General features: G+C 63.4%; 18 protein-coding genes and 2 tRNA genes. 12 read left to right on the plus strand and 8 right to left on the minus strand.

Features of this window, described 5'->3' with window-relative positions; genetic code table 11:
* Positions 1–62 precede the first annotated feature (62 nt).
* A complete protein-coding gene (gene ettA / locus HMI59_RS09905; RefSeq protein ID WP_031215996.1) occupies positions 63–1,745 on the plus strand; it encodes an energy-dependent translational throttle protein EttA in 1,683 nt (560 codons plus the stop codon).
* Between the two features lie 99 nt (positions 1,746–1,844).
* On the opposite strand, the gene HMI59_RS09910 is transcribed toward ettA, so the two are convergent.
* Positions 1,845–2,750 (minus strand): acyl-CoA thioesterase II, encoded by a 906-nt coding sequence (locus HMI59_RS09910; protein ID WP_193593536.1) that lies wholly within the window; start codon positions 2,748–2,750, stop codon positions 1,845–1,847.
* Between the two features lie 63 nt (positions 2,751–2,813).
* On the opposite strand from HMI59_RS09910, the gene HMI59_RS09915 reads away from it, so the two are divergent.
* The gene (locus HMI59_RS09915; protein WP_166185423.1) at positions 2,814–3,485 is read left to right on the plus strand and encodes a hypothetical protein; all 672 of its coding nucleotides are present in this window, start codon (positions 2,814–2,816) and stop codon (positions 3,483–3,485) included.
* Positions 3,486–3,527: 42 nt separating this feature from the next.
* On the opposite strand, the gene HMI59_RS09920 is transcribed toward HMI59_RS09915, so the two are convergent.
* Together HMI59_RS09920 and HMI59_RS09925 are read right to left on the minus strand one after the other, a co-directional pair.
* Positions 3,528–3,941: a globin gene (locus tag HMI59_RS09920; protein WP_082038915.1), complete on the minus strand. Its 414-nt coding sequence runs from the start codon at positions 3,939–3,941 to the stop codon at positions 3,528–3,530.
* Positions 3,942–3,993: 52 nt separating this feature from the next.
* Positions 3,994–4,671: a mechanosensitive ion channel family protein gene (locus tag HMI59_RS09925; RefSeq protein WP_079941275.1), complete on the minus strand. Its 678-nt coding sequence runs from the start codon at positions 4,669–4,671 to the stop codon at positions 3,994–3,996.
* A gap of 121 nt (positions 4,672–4,792) precedes the next feature.
* Between HMI59_RS09925 and HMI59_RS09930 the strand changes: the two genes are divergently transcribed.
* Positions 4,793–5,800 carry an NAD-dependent epimerase/dehydratase family protein gene (locus HMI59_RS09930; protein ID WP_193593537.1) on the plus strand — a complete coding sequence of 336 codons (1,008 nt, stop codon included), beginning with the start codon at positions 4,793–4,795 and terminating at the stop codon, positions 5,798–5,800.
* Here HMI59_RS09930 and HMI59_RS09935 read toward each other — a convergent pair.
* Both HMI59_RS09935 and pepN read right to left on the minus strand, forming a co-directional pair.
* Complete coding sequence (locus tag HMI59_RS09935; protein WP_193593538.1) at positions 5,797–6,276, minus strand: OsmC family protein; 480 nt, start codon at positions 6,274–6,276, stop codon at positions 5,797–5,799. The genes HMI59_RS09930 and HMI59_RS09935 overlap by 4 nt on opposite strands.
* Positions 6,277–6,324: 48 nt before the next feature.
* Positions 6,325–8,886, minus strand: a complete 2,562-nt coding sequence (gene pepN, locus HMI59_RS09940; RefSeq protein ID WP_193593539.1) for an aminopeptidase N — start codon at positions 8,884–8,886, stop codon at positions 6,325–6,327.
* Between the two features lie 154 nt (positions 8,887–9,040).
* Here pepN and HMI59_RS09945 point away from each other — a divergent pair, with 154 nt between their 5' ends.
* The 3 genes from HMI59_RS09945 to HMI59_RS09955 all read left to right on the plus strand — a co-directional run bounded on the left by HMI59_RS09945 (position 9,041) and on the right by HMI59_RS09955 (position 11,509).
* A complete protein-coding gene (locus tag HMI59_RS09945) occupies positions 9,041–10,036 on the plus strand; it encodes a hypothetical protein (RefSeq protein ID WP_193593540.1) in 996 nt (331 codons plus the stop codon).
* A gap of 103 nt (positions 10,037–10,139) precedes the next feature.
* Complete coding sequence (locus HMI59_RS09950) at positions 10,140–10,622, plus strand: ribose-5-phosphate isomerase (protein ID WP_166185410.1); 483 nt, start codon at positions 10,140–10,142, stop codon at positions 10,620–10,622.
* Entirely contained in the window at positions 10,622–11,509 is an 888-nt protein-coding gene (locus HMI59_RS09955) for an Fpg/Nei family DNA glycosylase (protein WP_193593541.1), read from the plus strand. The genes HMI59_RS09950 and HMI59_RS09955 overlap by 1 nt, the downstream gene beginning before the upstream one ends.
* 88 nt (positions 11,510–11,597) lie before the next feature.
* On the opposite strand, the gene HMI59_RS09960 is transcribed toward HMI59_RS09955, so the two are convergent.
* Positions 11,598–11,671, minus strand: a tRNA-Gly gene (locus tag HMI59_RS09960).
* 126 nt (positions 11,672–11,797) lie between these two features.
* Between HMI59_RS09960 and HMI59_RS09965 the strand changes: the two genes are divergently transcribed.
* The 6 genes from HMI59_RS09965 to HMI59_RS09990 all read left to right on the plus strand — a co-directional run bounded on the left by HMI59_RS09965 (position 11,798) and on the right by HMI59_RS09990 (position 17,035).
* A tRNA-Pro gene (locus tag HMI59_RS09965) sits at positions 11,798–11,872 on the plus strand.
* Positions 11,873–11,943: 71 nt separating this feature from the next.
* On the plus strand, positions 11,944–13,320 hold the full coding sequence (tig, locus tag HMI59_RS09970; RefSeq protein ID WP_021470701.1) for a trigger factor: 1,377 nt from the start codon (positions 11,944–11,946) through the stop codon (positions 13,318–13,320).
* A gap of 220 nt (positions 13,321–13,540) precedes the next feature.
* Positions 13,541–14,155, plus strand: coding sequence for an ATP-dependent Clp protease proteolytic subunit (locus HMI59_RS09975; protein ID WP_021470700.1), 615 nt, complete (start codon positions 13,541–13,543; stop codon positions 14,153–14,155).
* Between the two features lie 36 nt (positions 14,156–14,191).
* The gene (locus HMI59_RS09980; RefSeq protein WP_021470699.1) at positions 14,192–14,851 is read left to right on the plus strand and encodes an ATP-dependent Clp protease proteolytic subunit; all 660 of its coding nucleotides are present in this window, start codon (positions 14,192–14,194) and stop codon (positions 14,849–14,851) included.
* Between the two features lie 182 nt (positions 14,852–15,033).
* Entirely contained in the window at positions 15,034–16,323 is a 1,290-nt protein-coding gene (gene clpX, locus HMI59_RS09985) for an ATP-dependent Clp protease ATP-binding subunit ClpX (protein WP_021470698.1), read from the plus strand.
* Between the two features lie 82 nt (positions 16,324–16,405).
* Entirely contained in the window at positions 16,406–17,035 is a 630-nt protein-coding gene (locus HMI59_RS09990; RefSeq protein ID WP_021470697.1) for a DsbA family protein, read from the plus strand.
* A gap of 24 nt (positions 17,036–17,059) precedes the next feature.
* On the opposite strand, the gene HMI59_RS09995 is transcribed toward HMI59_RS09990, so the two are convergent.
* Positions 17,060–17,935: an Fpg/Nei family DNA glycosylase gene (locus HMI59_RS09995; protein WP_193593542.1), complete on the minus strand. Its 876-nt coding sequence runs from the start codon at positions 17,933–17,935 to the stop codon at positions 17,060–17,062.
* A gap of 395 nt (positions 17,936–18,330) precedes the next feature.
* On the minus strand, positions 18,331–20,952 hold the full coding sequence (valS, locus tag HMI59_RS10000) for a valine--tRNA ligase (protein ID WP_193593543.1): 2,622 nt from the start codon (positions 20,950–20,952) through the stop codon (positions 18,331–18,333).
* Positions 20,953–21,016 lie beyond the last annotated feature (64 nt).

Genomic DNA, 21,016 nt, shown 5'->3' on the forward strand with positions numbered 1-21,016 from the left:
CCGGAATGTGAGTTCCACGTCCAAATGTGAGTTCTAGCCGCCTAGCCACTAGATTTAACGGCATGGCGGAATTCATTTACACGATGACCAAGGCCCGAAAGGCCGTTGGCGACAAACTTATTCTGGACGATGTCAGCATGTCGTTCTTCCCCGGTGCCAAGATTGGTGTCGTGGGCCCTAACGGTGCTGGCAAGTCCACCATCCTGAAGATCATGGCCGGACTGGACACCCCCTCCAACGGCGAGGCCCGCCTGAGCCCCGGCTACACCGTGGGCATCCTCCTGCAGGAACCGCCGCTGAACGAGGAAAAGACGGTCCTTGGGAACGTCCAGGAAGGCGTTGGCGAGATCTACGGCAAGATCCAGCGCTTCAACCAGATCTCGGAAGAGATGGCCAACCCTGACGCTGATTACGACACCCTCCTTGAGGAAATGGGCAAGCTGCAGGAAGCCATTGACGCCGCTGACGCGTGGGACATCGATTCCCAGCTGGAGCAGGCTATGGACGCGCTCCGGTGCCCGCCGGCGGACGCGGATGTGACCGTGCTTTCCGGTGGTGAGCGTCGCCGCGTGGCGTTGTGCAAGCTCCTGCTGCAGAAGCCGGACCTCCTGCTCCTTGACGAGCCCACCAACCACCTCGACGCCGAAAGTGTCCTGTGGCTTGAGCAGCACCTGTCCTCGTACCCGGGCGCAGTCCTGGCCGTCACCCACGACCGCTACTTCCTGGACCACGTAGCCGAGTGGATCGCTGAAGTCGACCGCGGCCACCTGTACCCGTACGAAGGCAACTACTCCACCTACCTGGAGAAGAAGAAAGCCCGTTTGGAAGTCCAGGGCAAGAAGGACGCCAAGCTGGCCAAGCGCCTCACGGAAGAGCTTGAGTGGGTCCGGTCCAACGCCAAGGGCCGCCAGACCAAGTCCAAGGCCCGTCTGGCCCGCTATGAGGAAATGGCTGCGGAAGCCGAGCGCACCCGGAAGCTGGACTTCGAGGAAATCCAGATCCCGCCGGGACCCCGCCTGGGCAATTTGGTGATCGAGGCCAAGAACCTCAAGAAGGGCTTCGACGATCGCGTCCTCATCGAGGATCTGTCCTTCTCGCTGCCCCGCAACGGCATCGTCGGCGTCATCGGCCCGAATGGCGTGGGTAAGTCCACCCTGTTCAAGACCATCGTCGGAATGGAGTCCCTCGACGGCGGCGAGCTGAAGATCGGCGATTCCGTCAAGATCTCCTACGTGGACCAGTCCCGTGGCGGCATTGACCCCAACAAGACCCTGTGGGAGGTCGTTTCCGACGGCCTGGACCACATCCAGGTCGGCCAGGTCGAGATGCCTTCGCGTGCCTACGTTTCCGCTTTCGGATTCAAGGGCCCGGACCAGCAGAAGAAGGCCGGCGTCCTCTCGGGTGGTGAGCGTAACCGTCTCAACCTGGCATTGACGCTGAAGCAGGGCGGAAACCTCCTGCTCCTCGACGAGCCCACCAACGACCTCGACGTCGAAACCCTGAGCAGCCTTGAGAACGCACTTCTGGACTTCCCTGGCTGTGCTGTTGTGGTCTCGCACGACCGCTGGTTCCTGGACCGGGTGGCAACCCACATCCTGGCCTACGAAGGCGATGACGAGAACCCCTCCAAGTGGTACTGGTTCGAGGGTAACTTCGAGTCCTACGAGGAAAACAAGGTGGAACGGCTCGGTCCTGACGCGGCAAAACCGCACCGCGTCACGCACCGACGCCTGACCCGCGATTAAGCGCAATCGCGATTAATCGCAATCGCGACTAACCGCAAAAACGACTAAGCGTAATATCGACGAATGGCCGCCCCGAAAGGGACGGCCATTTGTCGTTGGTCAGGGAATCCGGACCATGCCTTCCTGCGCGACTGTGGCGACGTGCAGTCCTTCCCGGTTGAAGATCCGCCCCGTGGCCAAGCCCCGGGCCCCTTGTGCACTGGGTGATTCCTGCACATAGAGCATCCATTCATCCACCCGCACGGGTCGGTGCCACCACATCGCGTGATCCAGGCTGGCCACGCTCATGCCCGGAGTCATCCACGCGAGGCCGTGCTTGCGCAGGATGGGTTCCAGCAAGGTGTAGTCGCTGGCGTACGCCAAGGCAGCACGGTGCAGGTTGGGATCGTCAGGGAGGGGGCCCATTGTTTTCATCCACACGGCATTCGTTGCCACGTGCCGGGTTGGCGCGGTGACGTAGAGTGCGGGATCGACGTGCCGGACGTCGAACGGCCGCTCCGAGGACATGTGCCGTGCCAACGGGTGGTCGAAGGAGGACAGCAAATCCGCTGTGCTGGGCAATGACTCGGGATCCGGGATGCCTTCCGGCATGGCCGTCTGGTGATCCAACCCTTCGTCCGCAACCTGGAACGAGGCAATCATGGACAGGATCGGCACACCGTCCTGGTAAGCATGGACCCGCCGCGCAGAGAAGGAACGCCCGTCGCGCAACCGCTCGACTCCAAAGGTGATGGGCTTGTTGGCGTCCCCGGGACGAAGGAAGTAGCCGTGCATCGAGTGGGCAACACGGTCTGCGTCAACCGTGCGCATGCCGGCCATCATGGACTGTGCCAGGACCTGTCCGCCGAAGACGCGGTGCCTGGGCTGCCTTTGGGACGGGCCCAGGAAGATGTCCTCGTTGGTCCGCGCCCCGTCGAAGTCGCCCAGGTCCAGCAGGCCGATCAGCACTTCCATGGGGTCTTCTGCGGGTGCCTCCGCGTCCGGGTTGGCCTTCGTGTCAGTCATGGTTCGACTCTAGACGGCGCCCCAACCCCTCTCAACCGAAGACATGCCGGTAGAGTCGATGCTGTGACAGACGTCTTGACCCAGTCCTTCCGTTTCGCCGACCCCCACGATCTCAGCGACCTGCGGACCTACGTGACACGCGCCAAAACCATCGATGACGGCGCCATCCGCCTGCAGGCTGCCGGCCAGGTTCTGGCCGCCTATGTGTGCGTCCTCAGGCCGCGGATCCTGGGTGAATCCACCCCCACCATCCTCGGGTTGCGGACAATGGCCCTCGCCGAGGAAGCCCAGGCGGACGCCACCGTGACGCTTGCCTCCGTCCTGGATCGGCTGGCCCGCTCGCGTGCCGGGGACGTTGAGCTTCCCATCCCGCCGTCCACAGTGTCGGAGTCGTGGGCCGGCGTCGGGGCTCCGCGCTCCGGTTGGGAAGCCTTGGGCGCGATGGCCGACGTCGAACTTAAGTCCGCAGCCGAAGCCGGTATCGCCGAGGTGGCAGAGGCCGTGCCCGCAGTGGCAGGCGCTGCCGTGGTCAACAGTGCCCGTGCCGCCGTCTGGAGCCGGCCCCTGCCGGGGCGTGAAGAGCTCCCGGCAGGTGCGGCCTTTGCCGCTTTTGCTTTGGGCTTCCTTGCCGGCGGAGAGCAGCAGGTATTCCGCAACGGCCGCTGGTTCCGGCTGAGCGGATCGCGCGGACACGTTCTGGTGAGGACGGCCGCCGGCCTCGGCTTCCGGAACTAGCAGCGACGAACCGAAGAACCGAAGAACGGAAGAACCGAAGAACTACTGTGCGGACGGACTGTTGACCATGGTCAACGCTGCTCGCTCCATGTAGTCCCACAGGGTTCCCTCGTGCAGGGGTGACAGGCCCAGCGAGTCCACGGCCGTGCGCATGTGGAACAGCCAGCGGTCCTTCGCTTCCGGCGTTACCCGGAAGGGCATGTGCCGCATCCTCAGCCGCGGATGGCCGCGTTCCTCGCTGTAGGTGGTGGGGCCGCCCCAGTACTGCTCAAGGAACATGAGGAAGCGCCGCTTGGCGGGCCCGAGGTCCTCTTCGGGGTACATCGGCCGCAGCAGGGGATCCCCGGCCACACCGTCATAGAAGACGTCGATCAGCTTCACGAAGGTGTCATGCCCGCCGACTGCCGCGTAGAAGCTGTCAGTGTAGGCAGGCTGGCTGAAGGGATCGTTTTGCATCAACTGGCGTCGCGGGCCGGCCTGCGGTGCGCCCGGTTGCCTGGAATTGGCATCATTCACTTGACTTCTCCTCAGGCTTTGCGGCCGTGCCTGCGGGGGCTCCGGCGCTCACTTTGGTTTCTCCGTCGTTGTCCGGCGAAGGTGTGTCGATGGGTACGTAGTCTCCTTGGGAGCGGTTGCCTACCCGGAGGATCTCGCCGTTGCGGAGGTACCAGATGGCGCCGTCCTCCGCCCGGACGCGGGTGATCCGCAGGCCGACGGACTCCACCGTGCCAATGACTTCGCTGGTGACGATCACGTCGCCAATGCCGTATTGGTCTTCGATGGTGATGAAGATGCCGGCGAGGAAGTCCCGGATGAGCTGCTGGGCACCAAAGCCGATGGCCACACCCAGGATGCCCACACTGGTCAGCAGGGGTGCGACGTCGACGTTCATGTACTTCAGGACGTAGATGATGACGATCACCACCACGATCACGCTCACCAGGCTGGTCAGCAGCGAACCGATGGTTTGGGCCCGCTGCGAGCGGCGCTCGTGGTCCAGTGCCCGGATGGCAGGCTGCACCCATTTGAAGTGCGGTTTCTTGAAGAGCGAACTGCCGGAGGCGACCCTTCGGGTGATGCGTAGGATGATGAAGCGTGCCACGGTCCATACCAGCAGGCCCACGCCTACGGTGATGAGGATTGAGACAACGTCGATTTTTTCCGGTTCGATCGTGAGGGTTTCCATCCAAGAGATGAAGGTCAAGGTGTATTGGCTCCTTGTCGTCGGCCCGTGTTCTCCCTGGGGTGAACACTCTGTCCACCATTAACCCTAGCGCCGTTGCGTGATCGCGCCGTAGCGTGGCCGCATGCGAATCCTCGTCCTGGGTGGTACGGCTTTCCTGTCCGCTGAAATCACCCGGCAAGCCCTCGCCGCCGGGCATGAGGTCACCTGCCTGGCGCGCGGTACTTCCGCGGCAGTGCCCGACGGCGCCACGTGGGTCCGTGCGGATCGCGCCGCTGGCGCGGCGGCCTTCACGGACCTCGACGGTCATTGGGATGAGGTCGTGGAGGTGGCCCGGGATCCGGTCTTCGCGAAGGCAGCCCTTGACGCCCTGGCCGGCCGGGCGGGGCATTGGACGTTCGTTTCGAGCTGCTCCGTCTATGCCGATCCGTCGGTTCCCGGCGCAGCAGAGGACGCCGGGTTGCTCCAACCCCTGCCGGAAGGAGAACACGGAACGCCGGAGACGTACGGCGAGTCAAAGTCAGCCATCGAGGAGATGACGCGCCGGGCAGCAGGGGAGAAGGCCCACATTCTCAGGCCCGGCCTGATCGGAGGTCCAGGGGATGCTTCGGACAGGTACGGTTATTGGCCCGCCCGGTTTGCCGCGAAGGCGGGCCCCGTCCTGGTTCCGGACATACCGGACTCACCGACCCAGATCGTCGACGTCAGGGACGTTGCAGCCTGGGTTCTTTACGGTGCGGCCCGGGGACTGTCGGGAACCTTCAACGTTGTGGGGGAAGTGGTTCCCTATGCGGGGTATATTGCTGCGTCACGGAGTGCGTCCGGGGCTACGGAAGAAGTTGTCCCCGTCAGCGAAGACTGGCTGGTGCAGCAGGGGATCGACTACTGGGCCGGCCCGGACTCGCTTCCCTTGTGGTTGCCGCCAAGGCACGAAGGGTTCCAGACCCGGAGCGACGCAGCCGCCGTCGCGGCAGGCCTTGCGCTGCGGCCTTGGCAGGAAACGCTCAAGGACACCCTCGAGGACGAACGCAGCAGGGGCTTGGAGCGTGAACGCAAGGCGGGCCTGAGCCGCCTGACGGAACGAAGGCTGCTGGAGCTCTGGAGGGACCGCAGCGGCGGGCCGCCCGCTTAGGCCGCTGCCGTCGTCGTGGTTGGTTCGTGGAGCACGGGGAAATTGACGCTGCGCGCGATGAAGCAGACTTGGTTGGCTTCGTGGTGAAGCTGCGACATGAGGCTTTCATCAACGGCATCGGCGATGGTGACGCGGGGCTTGAGGGTTACCGACTCGAATTGCCCGCTGCCGTCCCAGTTGAGCTTCATGAGCCCCTCGGCATTGTCCTCGTATCCGGTGACCACCACACCGTGCTTGACCGCGACGTGCAGGAAGGACAACATGTGGCACTGGGCCAAGGCTGCCAGCAGCAGTTGCTCAGGGTTGTAGCGTGTCCGGTCACCGTGGAACGTGGGATCGGCTGACCCCTTCAACGTCGGTAGTCCGGGAATAACGACGTCGTGGTCCCGGGAGTAGGCCCGGTAGCCTGCCGTGCCGTCACCGCGGTTTCCGGTCCAGCGGACGGTCAGCGCGTAATGGTGTTCATTCAGGCCCATGCGGACAGTCTAGCCAGCGCAGACTGTCCGCATGGGAGGAGGCCAAGGCTAGTCGACGTCGGCGGCCCGGGCGCGCAGGGCGCGTGCCACGGCGTCGCGGTTCTCCAGCATCATGCGCCTGAGTGCCGCGCTGTCTTCCGGCAATGCCGCCAGGAACTCGTCCGTCCGGTCGATGGTGGCCTGGGTGGTCAGCTGGGCGGGGTAGAGGCCTACCACGATTTGCTGGGCCAGCGCATGGGTCCGTTCCTTCACGATTCCAGGTACTGCCTGGAAGTACTTCTCCGCGAACGGTTCCAGCAACGCGGTGTCCGGAACACGGGTGAAGCCGGCAACGGCTGAGGACTGGAGTGCATTGGAGAGCTCGGCCTTGACCACGATCGACTCCCATGCAGCTTCCTTGGCCTCCGCCGTGGGGATCGCAGCCTTGGCGAGGGCGGCTGCGTTGTGGCCGTTGGAGGTGTTGTCCCGCTCGAGTTCCTCCTCGATCCGGTCCTGCCCGTGGCGGCCGCCGACTACCAGCGCGGTGAGCAGTTCCCACCGCATGTCCTGGTCCACAGTCAGGCCTTCCAGGGTTGACGTGCCGTCGAGGAGCGCCTGGATCCGGTCCAGTTGGGAGTCGCTGCGTGAGATCTGGGCGTAGGACTTCACGAACTGCAACTGGGCATCGGATCCGGCCTCCACGCTGGAAGCGAGCTCCCACAATCGGTCGGCGGCCCTGACTGCCGTTTCCTCCTTGTGCTCTGCGGCCACGTAGTAGGTGAGGGTCGTTGCCAATTGGCGGAGCTGGACGAGGATCACCGACGAGTCCGTCTCGTGGGCGATGTTGGCCAGGATCAGGTCCACGTAGCCGCGGGCGGGAGTCTCGCCGTCGCGGGCCGCATCCCACGCCGAACCCCACACCAAGGTGCGGGGAAGGCTTGAGGTGAAGTCCTTCAGGTGGGCCTTCGCGGTGGCGAGCGACGCCGGGTCAAGCCTTACCTTGGCGTAGGCGAGGTCGTCGTCGTTAAGGAGGACAAGGTCGGGCCGCGTCTTGCCTACCAGGGCGGGGACGTCCGTGCGGGGGCCGTCGACGTCGAGCTCTTCGCGGTGGACGCGCTCAAGCTTGCCGTCGACGACGTCGTAGAAGCCCACCGCCAGGCGGTGCGGGCGGATGGTGGGCTGTTCGGCGATGGCGGTCTGAAGAATGGCAAATCCGGTGATGACGCCGTTTTCGTCAACGGTGACCTCGGGGGCGAGCGTGTTCACGCCCGCAGTCTCAAGCCACAACCCGCCCCACTGGTCCAAGTCACGGCCGCTGGCGGCTTCGAGCTCCTGCATGAGGTCCGAAAGCTCCGTGTTGCCCCAGGCATGCTTGGCAAAGTAGGTCCGGACCCCGGCCATGAACTGTTCCGGGCCCACCCAGGCCACCAGCTGGCGCAGCACTGAAGCGCCTTTGGCGTAGGTGATGCCGTCGAAGTTGACCTCCACGTCCTGGAGGCTGTTGATGTCCGCGAAGATGGGGTGCGTTGTGGGCAGTTGGTCCTGGCGGTAAGCCCAGGACTTCTCCACGGAGGCGAACGTGGTCCACGCGTGGTCGAATTCAGTGTTCTCCACCGCTGCGAGGTGGGACATGTATTCGGCAAAGGACTCGTTCAACCAGAGGTCATTCCACCAGCGCATGGTGACGAGGTCCCCGAACCACATATGGGCCAGCTCGTGCAGGACGGTGATGGCACGACGCTCCACTTGGGCGCCGGTGACCTTGCCGCGGAAGACATAGCCTTCCAGGATGGTCACGGCACCGGCGTTTTCCATGGCACCGGCGTTGAACTCCGGCACGAAGAGCTGATCGTACTTTTCGAACGGGTACGGGCAGCCGAACTGCGCCTCGAAGAATTCGAAGCCCTGCCGGGTCAGCTCGAAGATGTTGTCGGCGTCGAGGTACTGCATGAGGGACTTCCGGGCGAATACTCCCAGCGGGACCACCCGGCCGTCCGAACTTGTCACTTCCGAGCGTACGGATTGGTACGGGCCGGCGATCAGTGCGGTGACGTACGACGAGAGCCGGGGGGTGGGGGCGAACTTCCACACTGAGCGCGCACCGCCGTCGTCCCCGGCCTCAATGGGTTCCGGGGCAGGCGTGGGGGAGTTGGAGACCACGTCCCAGTGTGACGGAGCCGTCACGGTGAAAGTGAAGCTTGCCTTCAGGTCGGGCTGTTCAAAGACGGCGAACATGCGCCGGGAGTCGGGTACTTCAAACTGCGTATAGAGGTATACCTCCCCGTCCACGGGGTCCACGAAGCGGTGCAGGCCCTCGCCGGTGTTCATGTAGGGAGCATCGGCAACAATGACGAGTTCGTTGTCTTCGGCGAGGTCGGGGAGCTGGATCCTGACGCCGTCGGAAACGACCGCGGGGTCAAGTTCCGTGCCGTTCAGGGTGACGCTGTGAACGGTTTGGGTAATGGCATCGATGAAGGTCGAGGCTCCGGCGCGGGCCGAGAAACGGACTGTGGTGGTGGAGCCGAAAACGGCCGGTCCCTTGGTCACGTCCAGGGTGACGTTGTACGACTCGACTTTGAGGAGTTCAGCGCGGCTCGCGGCTTCCCCGCGCGTGAGATTAAGGCCTGGCAAATGTGCCTCCGGAAGTTGGACTGGGCGGCCGGTCGGTTCTCCCGCCGCTGGTGTGAAGTCATTCTTTCATTCTCTGCTGCGATCGCAAGGGATGCCCGTACGGTGTCGCGGACTGCACTCCCTGTGGGTCCCAGCTCCGGAGTAGTTTGGAAGCATGGGAACGTTCCGCGACACTCTTGACACCCGCGCCTTGCGGTTTGCGCTGTTTTTTCCGCTTCTTCTGGCCATCGGGTTCATTGTTTGCGCCCAGATGTTGCGGACCAGCCTTCCTGACCCGGTAGCTGTCATGTGGAATGCCGACGGCGGAAGTGCCTTTGCGCCGTTCGGCGCCTATGTGGCCGGCGGCGCAGCCATGATCACCTTGTTCGGTTGGCTCGCCTTCACGCAGGCTGTTCCGCTCTCCCGGCCTGTTGTCATGCGCAGGGTCATGATGGGGCTGGGACTCATGGTCAGCCTTTTTGTCACCACGGTTCTCGCTGCCGGGCTGGTCGGTCAGTCGGGGGTCGGGGAGGCCAGATTGTCCCATGTGGACCCGATCGTCCTGGCCATGGGAACCGGCGCGGCCCTGGCCCTGGGCGTCGTCATGATGTTCGCCTTCAAGCCCGATGCCCGCTGGACCCCTGAGGACGACCAAGCCCTGGAAACCGAACGGATGCTGCTTGCCGATCCGGACCTGACCCGGGACACCCTCCGGATCTGGGTCCACGCCCGCAGTTCAGTGTTCATCATGATCATCGTTTCTGCCCTGTTCCCGGCAGCCCTGATTGCCGTGGCGCTGCCCTGGCTCGGAGCCCTGGTGGCCGCCGTGGCGCTGCTGGGTGCGGGCTTCCTTTTCGCCCGTGTCCGTGCGGACAGGGGAGGACTTCGGGTGCTGGCCGGCGGACTCGTCCCGGTGCTGAGCGTTCCCGCCGTCGATATTGCCGCAGCGGCACCCGCCGACGTCAAAGCTGCCGACTACGGCGGCTGGGGCCTTCGGCACCATGACGACGCGACCGCGATGCTGGTGAGCAGCGGGCCCGCCGTCGTCGTCAGGAAACTCAACGGCGGCCGGGTGGCCCTGAGCGCCGGAACGGCGGCAGCAGCTGATACGTTGGCCGGAATCCTCAACCGGGCCGCTGCCCGGGCCCATGACGACGGGCAGCCCCAATGAAGCCGGTCACGGTAATCTAGGTAAGCATCCCTCCCCGCCGCGCCTGGCCCGGGCTGTGCACCTGCCCAGCGGCTTACCGGCGCTCCACAAAGAACGGACTACAGTGACTACTCCCCGCGTCCACATCGCTACGGACCACGCAGGCATGGAACTCAGCGCACACCTGGTCAGCTACCTCACGGCCAAGGGCTATGAGGTTGTGGACCACGGGCCCAGGGAATATGACGCCCTGGACGACTACCCGTCGTTCTGCATCAATGCCGGGGAGGCCGTCGTTGCCGACCAGGCAGCCGGAGTCCATGCGCTGGGCATCGTGCTGGGCGGATCGGGCAACGGCGAACAGATTGCCGCCAACAAGGTCAAGGGAGTCCGCGCGGCCTTGGCATGGAACCTCTCCACCGCCAAGCTTGCTCGTGAGCACAACGACGCGAACGTCGTGGCTGTAGGCGGCCGGCAGCACAGCGTCGACGAAGCCACCGAAATCATCGAAGCGTTCCTGCAGGAACCGTTCAGCAATGACGAGCGCCATGTCCGCCGCATTGGAAAGATCGCCGTGTACGAGACCACGGGCGAGATCGTCGAGTAGTGCCTGAAGGTCATTCCATCCACCGGCTGGCCCGCCAGTTCCAGGATGTCTTCGTCGGCCGGCGCCTTCATGTCAGCAGTCCGCAGGGACGCTTCACCGAAGGCGCCGCGCTGTTGGACGGACACGTGCCGGTGGAGGCGCTCGCCCACGGAAAGCAGCTGTTCCTGGCCTTCGACCACGGGCTCTACCTCCACGTCCACCTGGGCTTATACGGTGCGTGGAGCTTCGGCGGGGACAGTTCCTTTACGGGTGCTTCGAGCATCGGAGCACCGCGCAGGATTGGTGAGCGTGAATCCGGGCCTGCCGGTGAGGACGCGGAATACTCCGGGCCGCCGGAACCGGTAGGGGCCGTGCGCGTCCGCCTCGTGTCGGACCATGGCTGGGCCGATCTCCGAGGGGCGACCACCTGCGCCGTAGTGACGTCCGATGAGGCGGCCAAGGTACTTGACCGCCTGGGGCCGGATCCCCTCCGTAACCTTCCGGGGGACCGCGATGAGTTCATCCGCCGGCTGCGCAAGCGGAAGACCGCCGTCGCGCTCCTGATGATGGACCAGTCCGTCCTCGCGGGAGTCGGAAACATCTACCGCGCGGAAGTCCTTTTCCGGCAGGCAGTGGATCCCTGGACGCCCGGAGCGGCCGTGGATGTCGAAACTGCCGGCCACCTCTGGGACGATGCCGTGTCCACCATGTCCGACGGCGTCCGCGACGGCAGGATTGTGACGACGCCCCCGGCTCTGTGGACCGAAGGTGCACCCATGGTGTCCGACGCCGACGCCCACTTTGTCTATAAGCGGCACGGATTGCCCTGCCGCGCGTGCGGGACAATCGTGGGCGTGGCGGAAATAGGAGCCCGCAAACTCTATTGGTGCCCGGGCTGCCAGGTCTGAGCTTCGCCGCCGGGCCTGAGCCTCCGGGAACGATGGTCCGGCACAACGCAAGAAGGCCTCCGATCCTGGGATCGGAGGCGTTCTTCCATGGAGGGGACGACGGGAATCGAACCCGCGTAATCAGTTTGGAAGACTGAGGCTTTACCATTAAGCTACGTCCCCAGAAGGATTCCCTGTTCAGGGCTTCTTCCGGTTGGCTGTTCAAGCCGGATATAACTAAACCTAATTCGGGCGGCGCTGTCAAATGTGCATTCGCGGCGCTCTTGCCCGTAGACTGTCCTGTGCATTCGGGGTGTAGCTCAGCTTGGCTAGAGCGCCTGCTTTGGGAGCAGGAAGTCGCAGGTTCAAATCCTGTCACCCCGACTCTGTGTTTCGCATTCTTTTCCTTGAGTGCGGCAGAACCCCATACCCACCAATTCAGGAGTACTTAGACTGTGAAGAGCGCTGTCGAGAACCTCACCGCAACGCGGGTCAAGCTCAATGTTGAGGTTCCCTTTGAGGAACTGAAGCCGAGCATCGATGCCGCGTACAAGACCGTTGCTTCGCAGATCCAGGTGCCCGGATTCCGCAAGGGCAAGGTTCCTTCCAAGCTCATCGACCAGCGCGTCGGCCGCGGCTACGTTCTGGAGACGGCTATCAACGACGGCCTCAATGGCTGGTACCAGGCTGCTGTCCAGGAAACCGGAGTGCGCCCGCTGAGCCGTCCCGAGGTCGAAATCACCGAGGTCCCGGATCCGTCCGCAACCGACGGCGAACTCAAGTTCCAGGTCGAGGTTGACGTCCGTCCCGAGATCGAACTGCCCGACTACGCCGGCATCAAGGTAGAGGTTGCTGCAGCCGAGTCCTCCGACGCTGACGTTGACAAGGCCCTGGATGAACTCCGTGGCCGCTTCGGCACCCTCAAGTCCGTTGAGCGCCCGGCGCAGAACGATGACTTCCTCACCATCGACATCACCGCCTCGATTGACGGCGAAGAGATCGATTCCGCTTCCGGCCTGTCCTACCAGGTTGGTTCCGCCACCATGCTCGAAGGCCTGGACGAGGCTGTTTCCGGTCTCTCCGCCGACGAGGAAGCGATCTTCGACACCACCCTCGTTGGTGGCGAGCACGCCGGCGAAGCCGCCCAGGTCAAGGTAGTAGTCAAGGCCGTCAAGGAGCGCGAGCTTCCCGAGGCAAACGATGACTTCGCACAGCTGGCATCCGAATTCGACACCCTGGCTGAACTCCGCGAAGACCTCGCCAAGCAGGCCGCTGAGTCCAAGGTTGTTGGCCAGGGCGTGGAAGCCCGCGACAAGGTCCTGGACAAGCTCGTCGAGCTCGTTGAGGTTCCCGTCCCGGCATCCGTCGTCGAGGAGCAGGTCGAGGCCCACTTCACCCAGGAAAACTCCCACGGCGAAGGCGACCACGACACCGAGGAGCACCGCGCTGAGGTGAAGGCAAACACTGAGCGCGCCTTCCAGAACGAGGTCATCCTCGACGCCATTGCGGACAAGGAAGAAGTCAACGTCAGCCAGAACGAGCTGATCGACTACATCGTCACCACCGCCAGCCAGTACGGCATGGACCCGAACCAGTTCGCCCAGATCATCGATCAGAGCGGCCAGGTCCCCATGATGGTGTCCGAGGTTCGCCGCCGCAAGGCACTGGCAGTAGTGCTGGGCCAGGCCGAGGTTGTGGACTCCGAAGGCAACAAGGTTGACCTGACCGACTTCGTGCGCCCTGCCGGTGAAGTTGCCGCTGAAGAAACTGCAGAGGCCGAGGCTGAAGCAGAGACCGTCTCCAGCGACGACCCCGCAGCAGTGAAGTTCTAGTACGGCTTCAACCGGCCCCGGATCCTTGGATCCGGGGCCGGTTCGCTTTAAGGGCAGAACACAAGGCCCGGGCCCTCCCGTGCGCCGTCAGCGAACAGTGCGATTCCGGCGAACAAAACGCCGGCCAAAGCGGTTAGTGTCCAATGTAGTGAAGTTCAGTGAGGTCACTGGCACCAGCGAGAGGTAAGTACTTATGTCACAGCAATCAGAGGCTCCCCGGATGGCAACTGTCGATCCCGCGGCCCAGGACAACTACATCTACAACCGCCTGCTGAAAGAGCGCATCATCTGGCTCGGCTCCGAGGTCCGCGATGAGAACGCCAACGCCATCTGCTCACAGCTTCTCCTCCTCTCGGCAGAAGACCCGGAGAAGGACATCTACCTTTACATCAACTCCCCGGGTGGCTCGGTGACCGCCGGCATGGCCATCTACGACACCATGCAGTTCATCCCGAACGACGTCGTCACGGTCGCAACAGGCCTTGCCGCGTCCATGGGCCAGTTCCTGCTTTCCTCGGGCACCAAGGGCAAGCGCTACGCCACCCCCAACGCCCGCATCCTCATGCACCAGCCTTCCGGCGGAATCGGCGGCACGGCATCGGACATCAAGATCCAGGCTGAGCTGATTCTCCACATGAAGAAGGTCATGGCCGAACTGACCGCGGAGCAGACGGGACAGACTGTCGAAACCATCCTCAAGGACAACGACCGCGACAAGTGGTTCACGGCCACCGAGGCGCTGGAATACGGCTTCTTCGACAAGATCTCGGCACACGCCGGTTCCGTGGCCGGAGGCGGCGGAACGGCAAACCAGTCGGACTCCAACAACAACTAGCCGGCATTAGAACCACTGAAACCAGGAGCAATTGACATGAACTACAACTTCGGATGGTCTGCCGGCAATCTTCCTACCAGCCGCTACGTCCTGCCCCAGTTCGAAGAGCGCACGCCCTACGGCTTCAAGCGCCAGGACCCGTACACCAAGCTCTTCGAGGACCGGATCATCTTCCTCGGCGTGCAGGTTGATGACGCATCGGCCGATGACATCATGGCCCAGTTGCTGGTCCTCGAGTCCACCGACCCGGACCGCGACATCACGCTGTACATCAACTCGCCCGGCGGTTCGTTCACGGCCATGACGGCTATCTACGACACCATGCAGTACATCCGGCCGGAGATCCAGACGGTCTGCCTTGGCCAGGCTGCCAGTGCCGCAGCTGTGTTGCTGGCGGCTGGCACGCCGGGCAAGAGGCTGGCCCTCCCGAACGCCCGCGTGCTGATCCACCAGCCGGCGCTCTCAGGTGGCCAGGGCGGCCAGGCATCCGACCTGGAAATCCAGGCAGCGGAGGTCATGCGTATGCGTACCTGGCTGGAAGACACCCTGGCCCAGCACTCCGGTCGGACCTCCGAGCAGGTCAACAACGACATCGAGCGGGACAAGATCCTTACCGCCGAGGAAGCCCGGGCCTACGGCCTGATTGACCAGGTCCTGGATTCCCGGAAGATCAAGCCCCAGGCTATCGCCCGGTAGCACACGGAAATCGACGCCGGTGCGGTTCGCGAAATATGGACCGCACCGGCGTTCTGTTTCCACCCAAGCGGCACTTTGTGACCTAGAGTGGAAGAAGTCACGGTGGTGCCGACCGCGGCAAGGCCGCACACTTGAGTACGGCGCGGAGCCGCATCACCCGCATGCAACGAAGGGATTCCCACATGGCTCGGATTGGCGAGAGCACGGATCTGCTGAAGTGTTCTTTCTGCGGAAAGAGCCAAAAGCAGGTTCGGAAGCTGATTGCCGGGCCCGGCGTGTACATCTGCGACGAGTGCATCGAGCTCTGCAACGAAATCATTGAAGAAGAGCTGGCGGAAGTATCGGATCTGGGCAGCTTCGAACTTCCCAAGCCCCGGGAGATCTTCGATTTCCTCCAGGAGTACGTCATTGGCCAGGAGCCGGCCAAGCGTTCCCTTGCCGTGGCTGTCTACAACCATTACAAGCGGATCCAGGCAGGCCACGCCCCCAAGAGCGGCAGCCTTGGCGACGGCGCCCACCACGAGGACGTGGAGATCGCCAAGTCCAACATCCTGCTCATCGGCCCCACGGGCTGCGGCAAGACGTACCTGGCCCAGACCCTGGCCCGCCGCCTTAATGTCCCCTTTGCCGTCGCCGACGCCACAGCCCTGACCGAAGCCGGGTATGTTGGCGAGGACGTCGAGAACATCCTGCTCAAGCTCATCCAGGCCGCGGATTACGACGTCAAGAAGGCTGAGCAGGGAATCATTTACATCGACGAGATCGACAAAATCTCCCGCAAGAGCGAGAACCCTTCGATTACCCGCGATGTGTCCGGCGAGGGCGTGCAGCAGGCACTGCTGAAGATCCTTGAGGGCACCGTGGCCTCGGTACCGCCCCAGGGTGGCCGCAAGCATCCGCATCAGGAATTCATCCAGATCGACACCACGAACGTCCTTTTCATCGTGGCCGGTGCTTTTGCCGGGCTGGAGGACATCATCGGTTCGCGGTCGGGCCGCAAAGGCATAGGTTTCGGCGCCCAGCTTAACGAAGTCCGGGACAACGTGGACTCCTACGGGGAAGTCATGCCTGAGGACCTGCTGAAGTTCGGCCTCATCCCTGAGTTCATTGGTCGCCTTCCCGTTATCACCACGGTGTCCAACCTGGACAGGCCGGCATTGATCCAGATTCTGTCCACGCCCAAGAACGCCTTGGTCAAGCAGTACCAAAAGATGTTCCAGCTCGACGGTGTGGAGCTGCAGTTCGACGACGACGCCCTGGATGCGATTGCGGACCAGGCGCTGGAGCGCGGGACGGGAGCCCGCGGACTGCGGGCCATCATGGAAGAAGTCCTGCTTCCCGTCATGTTCGATCTACCCAGCCGGGACGACATCGCCACGGTGGTCATCACCGCCGATGTCGTGGCCAAGAAGGCGCAGCCGACCATGATCGCGCACGACGTCGTGGCCAAGCGCCGGAATAAGTCGGCGTAAGCGCCGGTTGCAGCCCACAGGAGGTTGATCCTCCGCATCTCACGTTTCCGCGTGCCGTTTTCACCCTTCCGAGGAGTTTCTTGTGCCTGAAAAGACATCGACAGATCAAGCAGTCAACAAAGCCGACTTCTGGTTCGACCCCGCATGCCCTTTCGCTTGGATCACCTCACGCTGGATCGGCGAGGTTGAACAGGTCCGCGGCATCGAGACCGAATGGCACGTCATGAGCCTCTCCGTGCTGAACGAAGGCCGCGATCTGCCGGAAGACTACCGGGCGCTGATGGATCAGAGCTGGGGTCCTGTGCGGGTGATCATCGCTGCGCAGGAACTCCATGGCAGTGAATACGTCAAGCCCCTCTACGACGCCATGGGCGAAGAGATCCACCATGAGGGCAACAAGGACCGCCCGTCCGTGATCCGTAAAGCCCTGGCAGAAGTGGGCCTACCGGCGGAACTGGCCCGCTTTGCCGATTCCGACGAATACGATGCCCAACTGCGGGCCAGCCACGAGGCCGGGATATCACTGGTGGGCCAGGACGTGGGAACGCCTGTGGTTGCCTTCAACGGGACGGCATTCTTCGGCCCGGTACTGACCCGGATTCCCCGCGGCGAAGATGCGGGCAAGCTCTGGGACGCCACGGTGGCCTTGGCTGGTTTCCCGCATTTCTTCGAGCTCAAGCGGAGCCGCACTGAAAGCCCTGAATTCAACTAGCTCACGGTTGACCAGCCACCCCGGCTACTTCAGGAACCGTGAGGTCCTCCTGTCAGCAAGGATCTTGCCGTTGGTTTGGCAGGTAGCGCAATACTGCAGGGAGGTGTCCGCGAAGGACACCTCCCTTACTGCGTCCCCGCACACGGGGCAGGGCTGGCCGGTCCTGGCATGAACCCGGAAGTTGCTTCGCTTGGTGTCCTTCAATTCGCTCGACGGCTTGCCGGAGGCAGCGGTCACCGCACTCACCAGGACCTCCTGCATGGCGTCGTAGAGCCTGGAAATGTGCTCCTCGTCCAAGGACTTGGCGATGGCGAAAGGTGAGATCTTCGCGGCGTGCAGGATCTCGTCGCTGTAAGCATTGCCTATTCCCGCAATGACACTTTGGCTGCGCAGCAGGCCCTTGATTTGCTGGGAACTGGACCGGACGATCGCCGCCAGGGCGTCGACGTCGAAATCCGGGCTGAGCGGTTCAGGCCCCAGACTGGCGATGCCTGGAACGTCCTGCGGATCACGGACCACGTATATTGCGAGGCTCTTCTTGGTTCCGGCCTCCGTCAGGTCCAACCCGATGTGGGTGTCATCTGCTGACCGGTGGAACAGCAAGCGCGCAGCAATGTTGCTCTTGCCCATGCGCAGGGCTGCAGATGACGGGTGCTCCGTGTAACGGACCCATCCGGCCTTGGCCAAATGGAACACGAAGAACATTCCGCCGGCGTCGAAGCACACGAATTTGCCGAACCGTTGCACGCCTTCGATCGTGCGGCCTTCAAGGGCGTAATACGGAGGATCCGCAGTCTTGAGCGCGGCAATGGAGTTGATGCGCACGCCCGTCAGTTCGGCTCCGCGAAGTTGGGTGTCCAGGTAGGTGCACAGGCCGTGCACTTCGGGCAGTTCCGGCATGGCATAACTCTGCCATATCCCCATTGGAAAGGAGTCTGGAAAATGTGTCCGGAAACCTGCTGGTAGACGTGCCCGGAAACTACAATTCTGTAGTTCCCGCAAAGACCTTGCGCAAGCCCAAACGCGGGATAACAATAGTTCTTACCAACTTCGAAAGAAGCTGGACACGGAAACCGAAGATTCAGTGATTGCGACCAACGCAGCCTTTGGCAAAGTTGGAAACAAGCTACCAGTGACGTGGTAGGACGACCTGAAATTCCAAGGATTCCGCCAGACTGTCAAGCCGTCACCGGACAGCCGAAAAGTCGAAGCCCCACCAACGGCAAAACGCTGATGGGGCTTCCCCTTTGCCCGAAAACTGCTGGGCTGCAACCGGCTACGAGGCCGTTGCCTGTTTACGTGGCCGGCGCCTCTTCCGGCTGGGCCAGGACAACGTCGCTGACAGCCAGGTCGCCTTCACCCGACTGGAGGCTGATCTCCTGGGCGTTGGCGGCGGCCTTCAAGTCGCCCAAACCGGCCTTCAGCTGTGCAATGAGCATCTCGTTGGCCGTGATCGAGGCTGAAAGCACCTCGGTGCGCTGCTTGACCTTGGCCTCGGACTTGGCCTTGCGGATGCCGCTGAGCGCCAAGCCGACCGTGCCCAGCATGGTGGTGTCGCCGTCGGCGATTTCCAAGGCTGCCGGCCAGGCTGCGCGGTGAACCGAACCGGTCCGCCACCAGCTCCACACCTCTTCGGTGGCGAACGGCAGGAACGGGGCGAAGAGGCGCAGGAGGGAATCGAGCGTGGTTGCCAGGGCCGCCAAAACGGAGGCCTGCTCGGCGTCGCCGGCCGCTCCGTACGCACGGTCCTTGATGAGCTCGACGTAGTCGTCCGTGAACTGCCAGAAGAACGATTCGGTGATCTGGAGGGCGCGGGCGTAGTCGTAGTTGTCGAACGCCTTGGTGGACTGGGCCACCACGTCGGCGAGCTGCGCCAGCAGCGCCCGGTCCAAGGGGTTGGTCAGGACCGAGAGATCGGAGGAGACCACGGAGTTCTCGGTCGCCCCCAAATTGAGGACGAATTTGGAGGCGTTGAGCAGCTTGATGGCCAGGCGGCGCCCGATCTTCATCTGGGCGATCTCGTAGGCGGTGTCCGCGCCGAGCTTTGCGGAAGCGGCCCAGTAGCGCACGGCGTCGGAGCCATATTCGTTGAGCACATCGGTGGGTACCACCACGTTGCCCTTGGATTTGGACATCTTCTTCCGGTCCGGGTCCAGGATCCACCCGGAAATGGCCGCGTGCTTCCACGGTGCGCTCTTCTGCAGGGCATCGGCCCGGACAGCGGAGGAGAAGAGCCAGGTACGGATGATGTCGTGGCCCTGGGGGCGGAGGTCGAACGGGTAGACCTTGGAGAAAAGGTCCTCGTCCCGGCTCCAGCCGCCAACGATCTGCGGGGTGAGCGAAGAAGTGGCCCAGGTATCCAGGACGTCCGCGTCACCGGTGAAGCCGCCCGGCTGGTCGCGCTGCGACTCGTCGTAACCCGGGGCGGCGTCGGCAGCAGGATCCACGGGAAGGATGTCGTCGGAGGGCAGGACCGGGTTGTCATAGTCCGGGTTGCCCTGGGCATCCAGCGGGTACCACACAGGGATGGGCACGCCGAAGAACCGCTGGCGCGAGACCAGCCAGTCGCCGTTCAAGCCGGCAATCCAGTTCTCGTACCGGGAACGCATGAAGGACGGGTGGAAGTTGATTTCCTGGCCGCGGGCGATCAGGCGTTCACGGCGGTCCTCGTCGCGTCCGCCGTTGCGGATGTACCACTGGCGTGAGGTGACGACCTCAAGGGGTTTGTCGCCCTTTTCGAAGAAGTTCACGGGGTGGGTGATCTTCTTGGGCTCGCCGTCCAGGAGGTCCGCGGCCTTCAGGAGTTCCACGACGGCTTCCTTCGCGGAGAACGCCGTCTTGCCGGCAATTGCGGCGTAGGCTTCCTTGCCTGCCTCGGTGGTGATCCACTCGGGGGTTTCGGCAATGATGCGGCCGTCGCGGCCCATGATGGCCCGGGTGGGCAGCTGCAGCTCGCGCCACCATGTGACGTCGGTGAGGTCGCCGAAGGTGCAGACCATGGCGATGCCCGAGCCCTTGTCAGCCTTGGCGAGGGGGTGGGCCTTGACTTCGAGCTCGACGTCGAACAGCGGAGACGTGACCGTCTTGCCGAAGTAGGGCTGGTAGCGCTCGTCGTCGGGGTTCGCCACCAGCGCGGCGCAGGCGGCCAGGAGTTCGGGACGGGTGGTCTCGATGAAGATCTTGTCCCCGTCCTCGGTGAAGAAGGGGTAACGGTAATAGGCGCCCGGGACTTCCCGGTCCTCGAGCTCGGCCTGGGCCACAGCCGTGCGGAAGGTGACATCCCACAGCGTAGGGGCTTCTGCCATGTAGGCGTCACCGGCGGCGAGGTTCGCGAGGAAGGCACGCTGGGATACGGCGCGGGAGGTGTCGTCGATGGTCCGGTAGGTCAGGTTCCAGTCAACCGACAAGCCAAGGGTCTGGAAAAGGTTCTCGAAGACTTTCTCGTCCTCGACGGCGAGTTCCTCGCACAGTTCGATGAAGTTTTGGCGGGAAACGACGTCGAAATCGCGCTGGTTCTTGGCCGGCTGGGCAGGCGGCCGGTAATCGGCGTTGTAGGGGATGGCGGGATCGCAACGCACACCGTAGTAGTTCTGGACGCGGCGCTCCGTAGGCAGGCCGTTGTCATCCCAGCCCATGGGGTAGAAGACGTTCTTGCCCGTCATGCGCATGTAGCGGGCCTGGACGTCCGTCTGGGTGAAGGAGAACATGTGTCCCACGTGCAGCGAGCCGGATGCGGTGGGCGGGGGAGTGTCGATCGAGTAGACCTGCTCCCGGGTGGTGTCCGGGTTGAACTTGTAGGTTCCTTCCGTGAGCCAGCGCTGCGTCAAGGCAGCCTCCAGGCCTTCAAGGGCCGGCTTGTCGGGAACGTTGATCGGGGCGGTGGCGGGCGTGTCTGTACCCTGCGTTGATTCAGCCATGGCTCAATTGTTTCATGGTCCGCCGTTACAGTTTGCCTTCGGCTGCGGCGGGATCGCTCTGTAG

The sequence above is a fragment of the Paenarthrobacter sp. YJN-5 genome (assembly GCF_015040095.1).
Taxonomy (GTDB): Bacteria; Actinomycetota; Actinomycetes; order Actinomycetales; family Micrococcaceae; genus Arthrobacter; species Arthrobacter ureafaciens.

What these genes read in the sequence shown, in the direction of transcription:
- ettA (WP_031215996.1), top strand. Translation starts at nt 63, where the DNA reads ATGGCGGAATTCATTTACACGATGACCAAGGCCCGAAAGGCCGTTGGC.
- HMI59_RS09910 (WP_193593536.1), bottom strand. Translation starts at nt 2,750, where the DNA reads ATGACTGACACGAAGGCCAACCCGGACGCGGAGGCACCCGCAGAAGAC.
- HMI59_RS09920 (WP_082038915.1), bottom strand. Translation starts at nt 3,941, where the DNA reads ATGCAAAACGATCCCTTCAGCCAGCCTGCCTACACTGACAGCTTCTAC.
- HMI59_RS09925 (WP_079941275.1), bottom strand. Translation starts at nt 4,671, where the DNA reads ATGGAAACCCTCACGATCGAACCGGAAAAAATCGACGTTGTCTCAATC.
- HMI59_RS09930 (WP_193593537.1), top strand. Translation starts at nt 4,793, where the DNA reads ATGCGAATCCTCGTCCTGGGTGGTACGGCTTTCCTGTCCGCTGAAATC.
- HMI59_RS09935 (WP_193593538.1), bottom strand. Translation starts at nt 6,276, where the DNA reads ATGGGCCTGAATGAACACCATTACGCGCTGACCGTCCGCTGGACCGGA.
- HMI59_RS09945 (WP_193593540.1), top strand. Translation starts at nt 9,041, where the DNA reads ATGGGAACGTTCCGCGACACTCTTGACACCCGCGCCTTGCGGTTTGCG.
- HMI59_RS09975 (WP_021470700.1), top strand. Translation starts at nt 13,541, where the DNA reads ATGGCAACTGTCGATCCCGCGGCCCAGGACAACTACATCTACAACCGC.
- HMI59_RS09980 (WP_021470699.1), top strand. Translation starts at nt 14,192, where the DNA reads ATGAACTACAACTTCGGATGGTCTGCCGGCAATCTTCCTACCAGCCGC.
- clpX (WP_021470698.1), top strand. Translation starts at nt 15,034, where the DNA reads ATGGCTCGGATTGGCGAGAGCACGGATCTGCTGAAGTGTTCTTTCTGC.
- HMI59_RS09995 (WP_193593542.1), bottom strand. Translation starts at nt 17,935, where the DNA reads ATGCCGGAACTGCCCGAAGTGCACGGCCTGTGCACCTACCTGGACACC.
- valS (WP_193593543.1), bottom strand. Translation starts at nt 20,952, where the DNA reads ATGGCTGAATCAACGCAGGGTACAGACACGCCCGCCACCGCCCCGATC.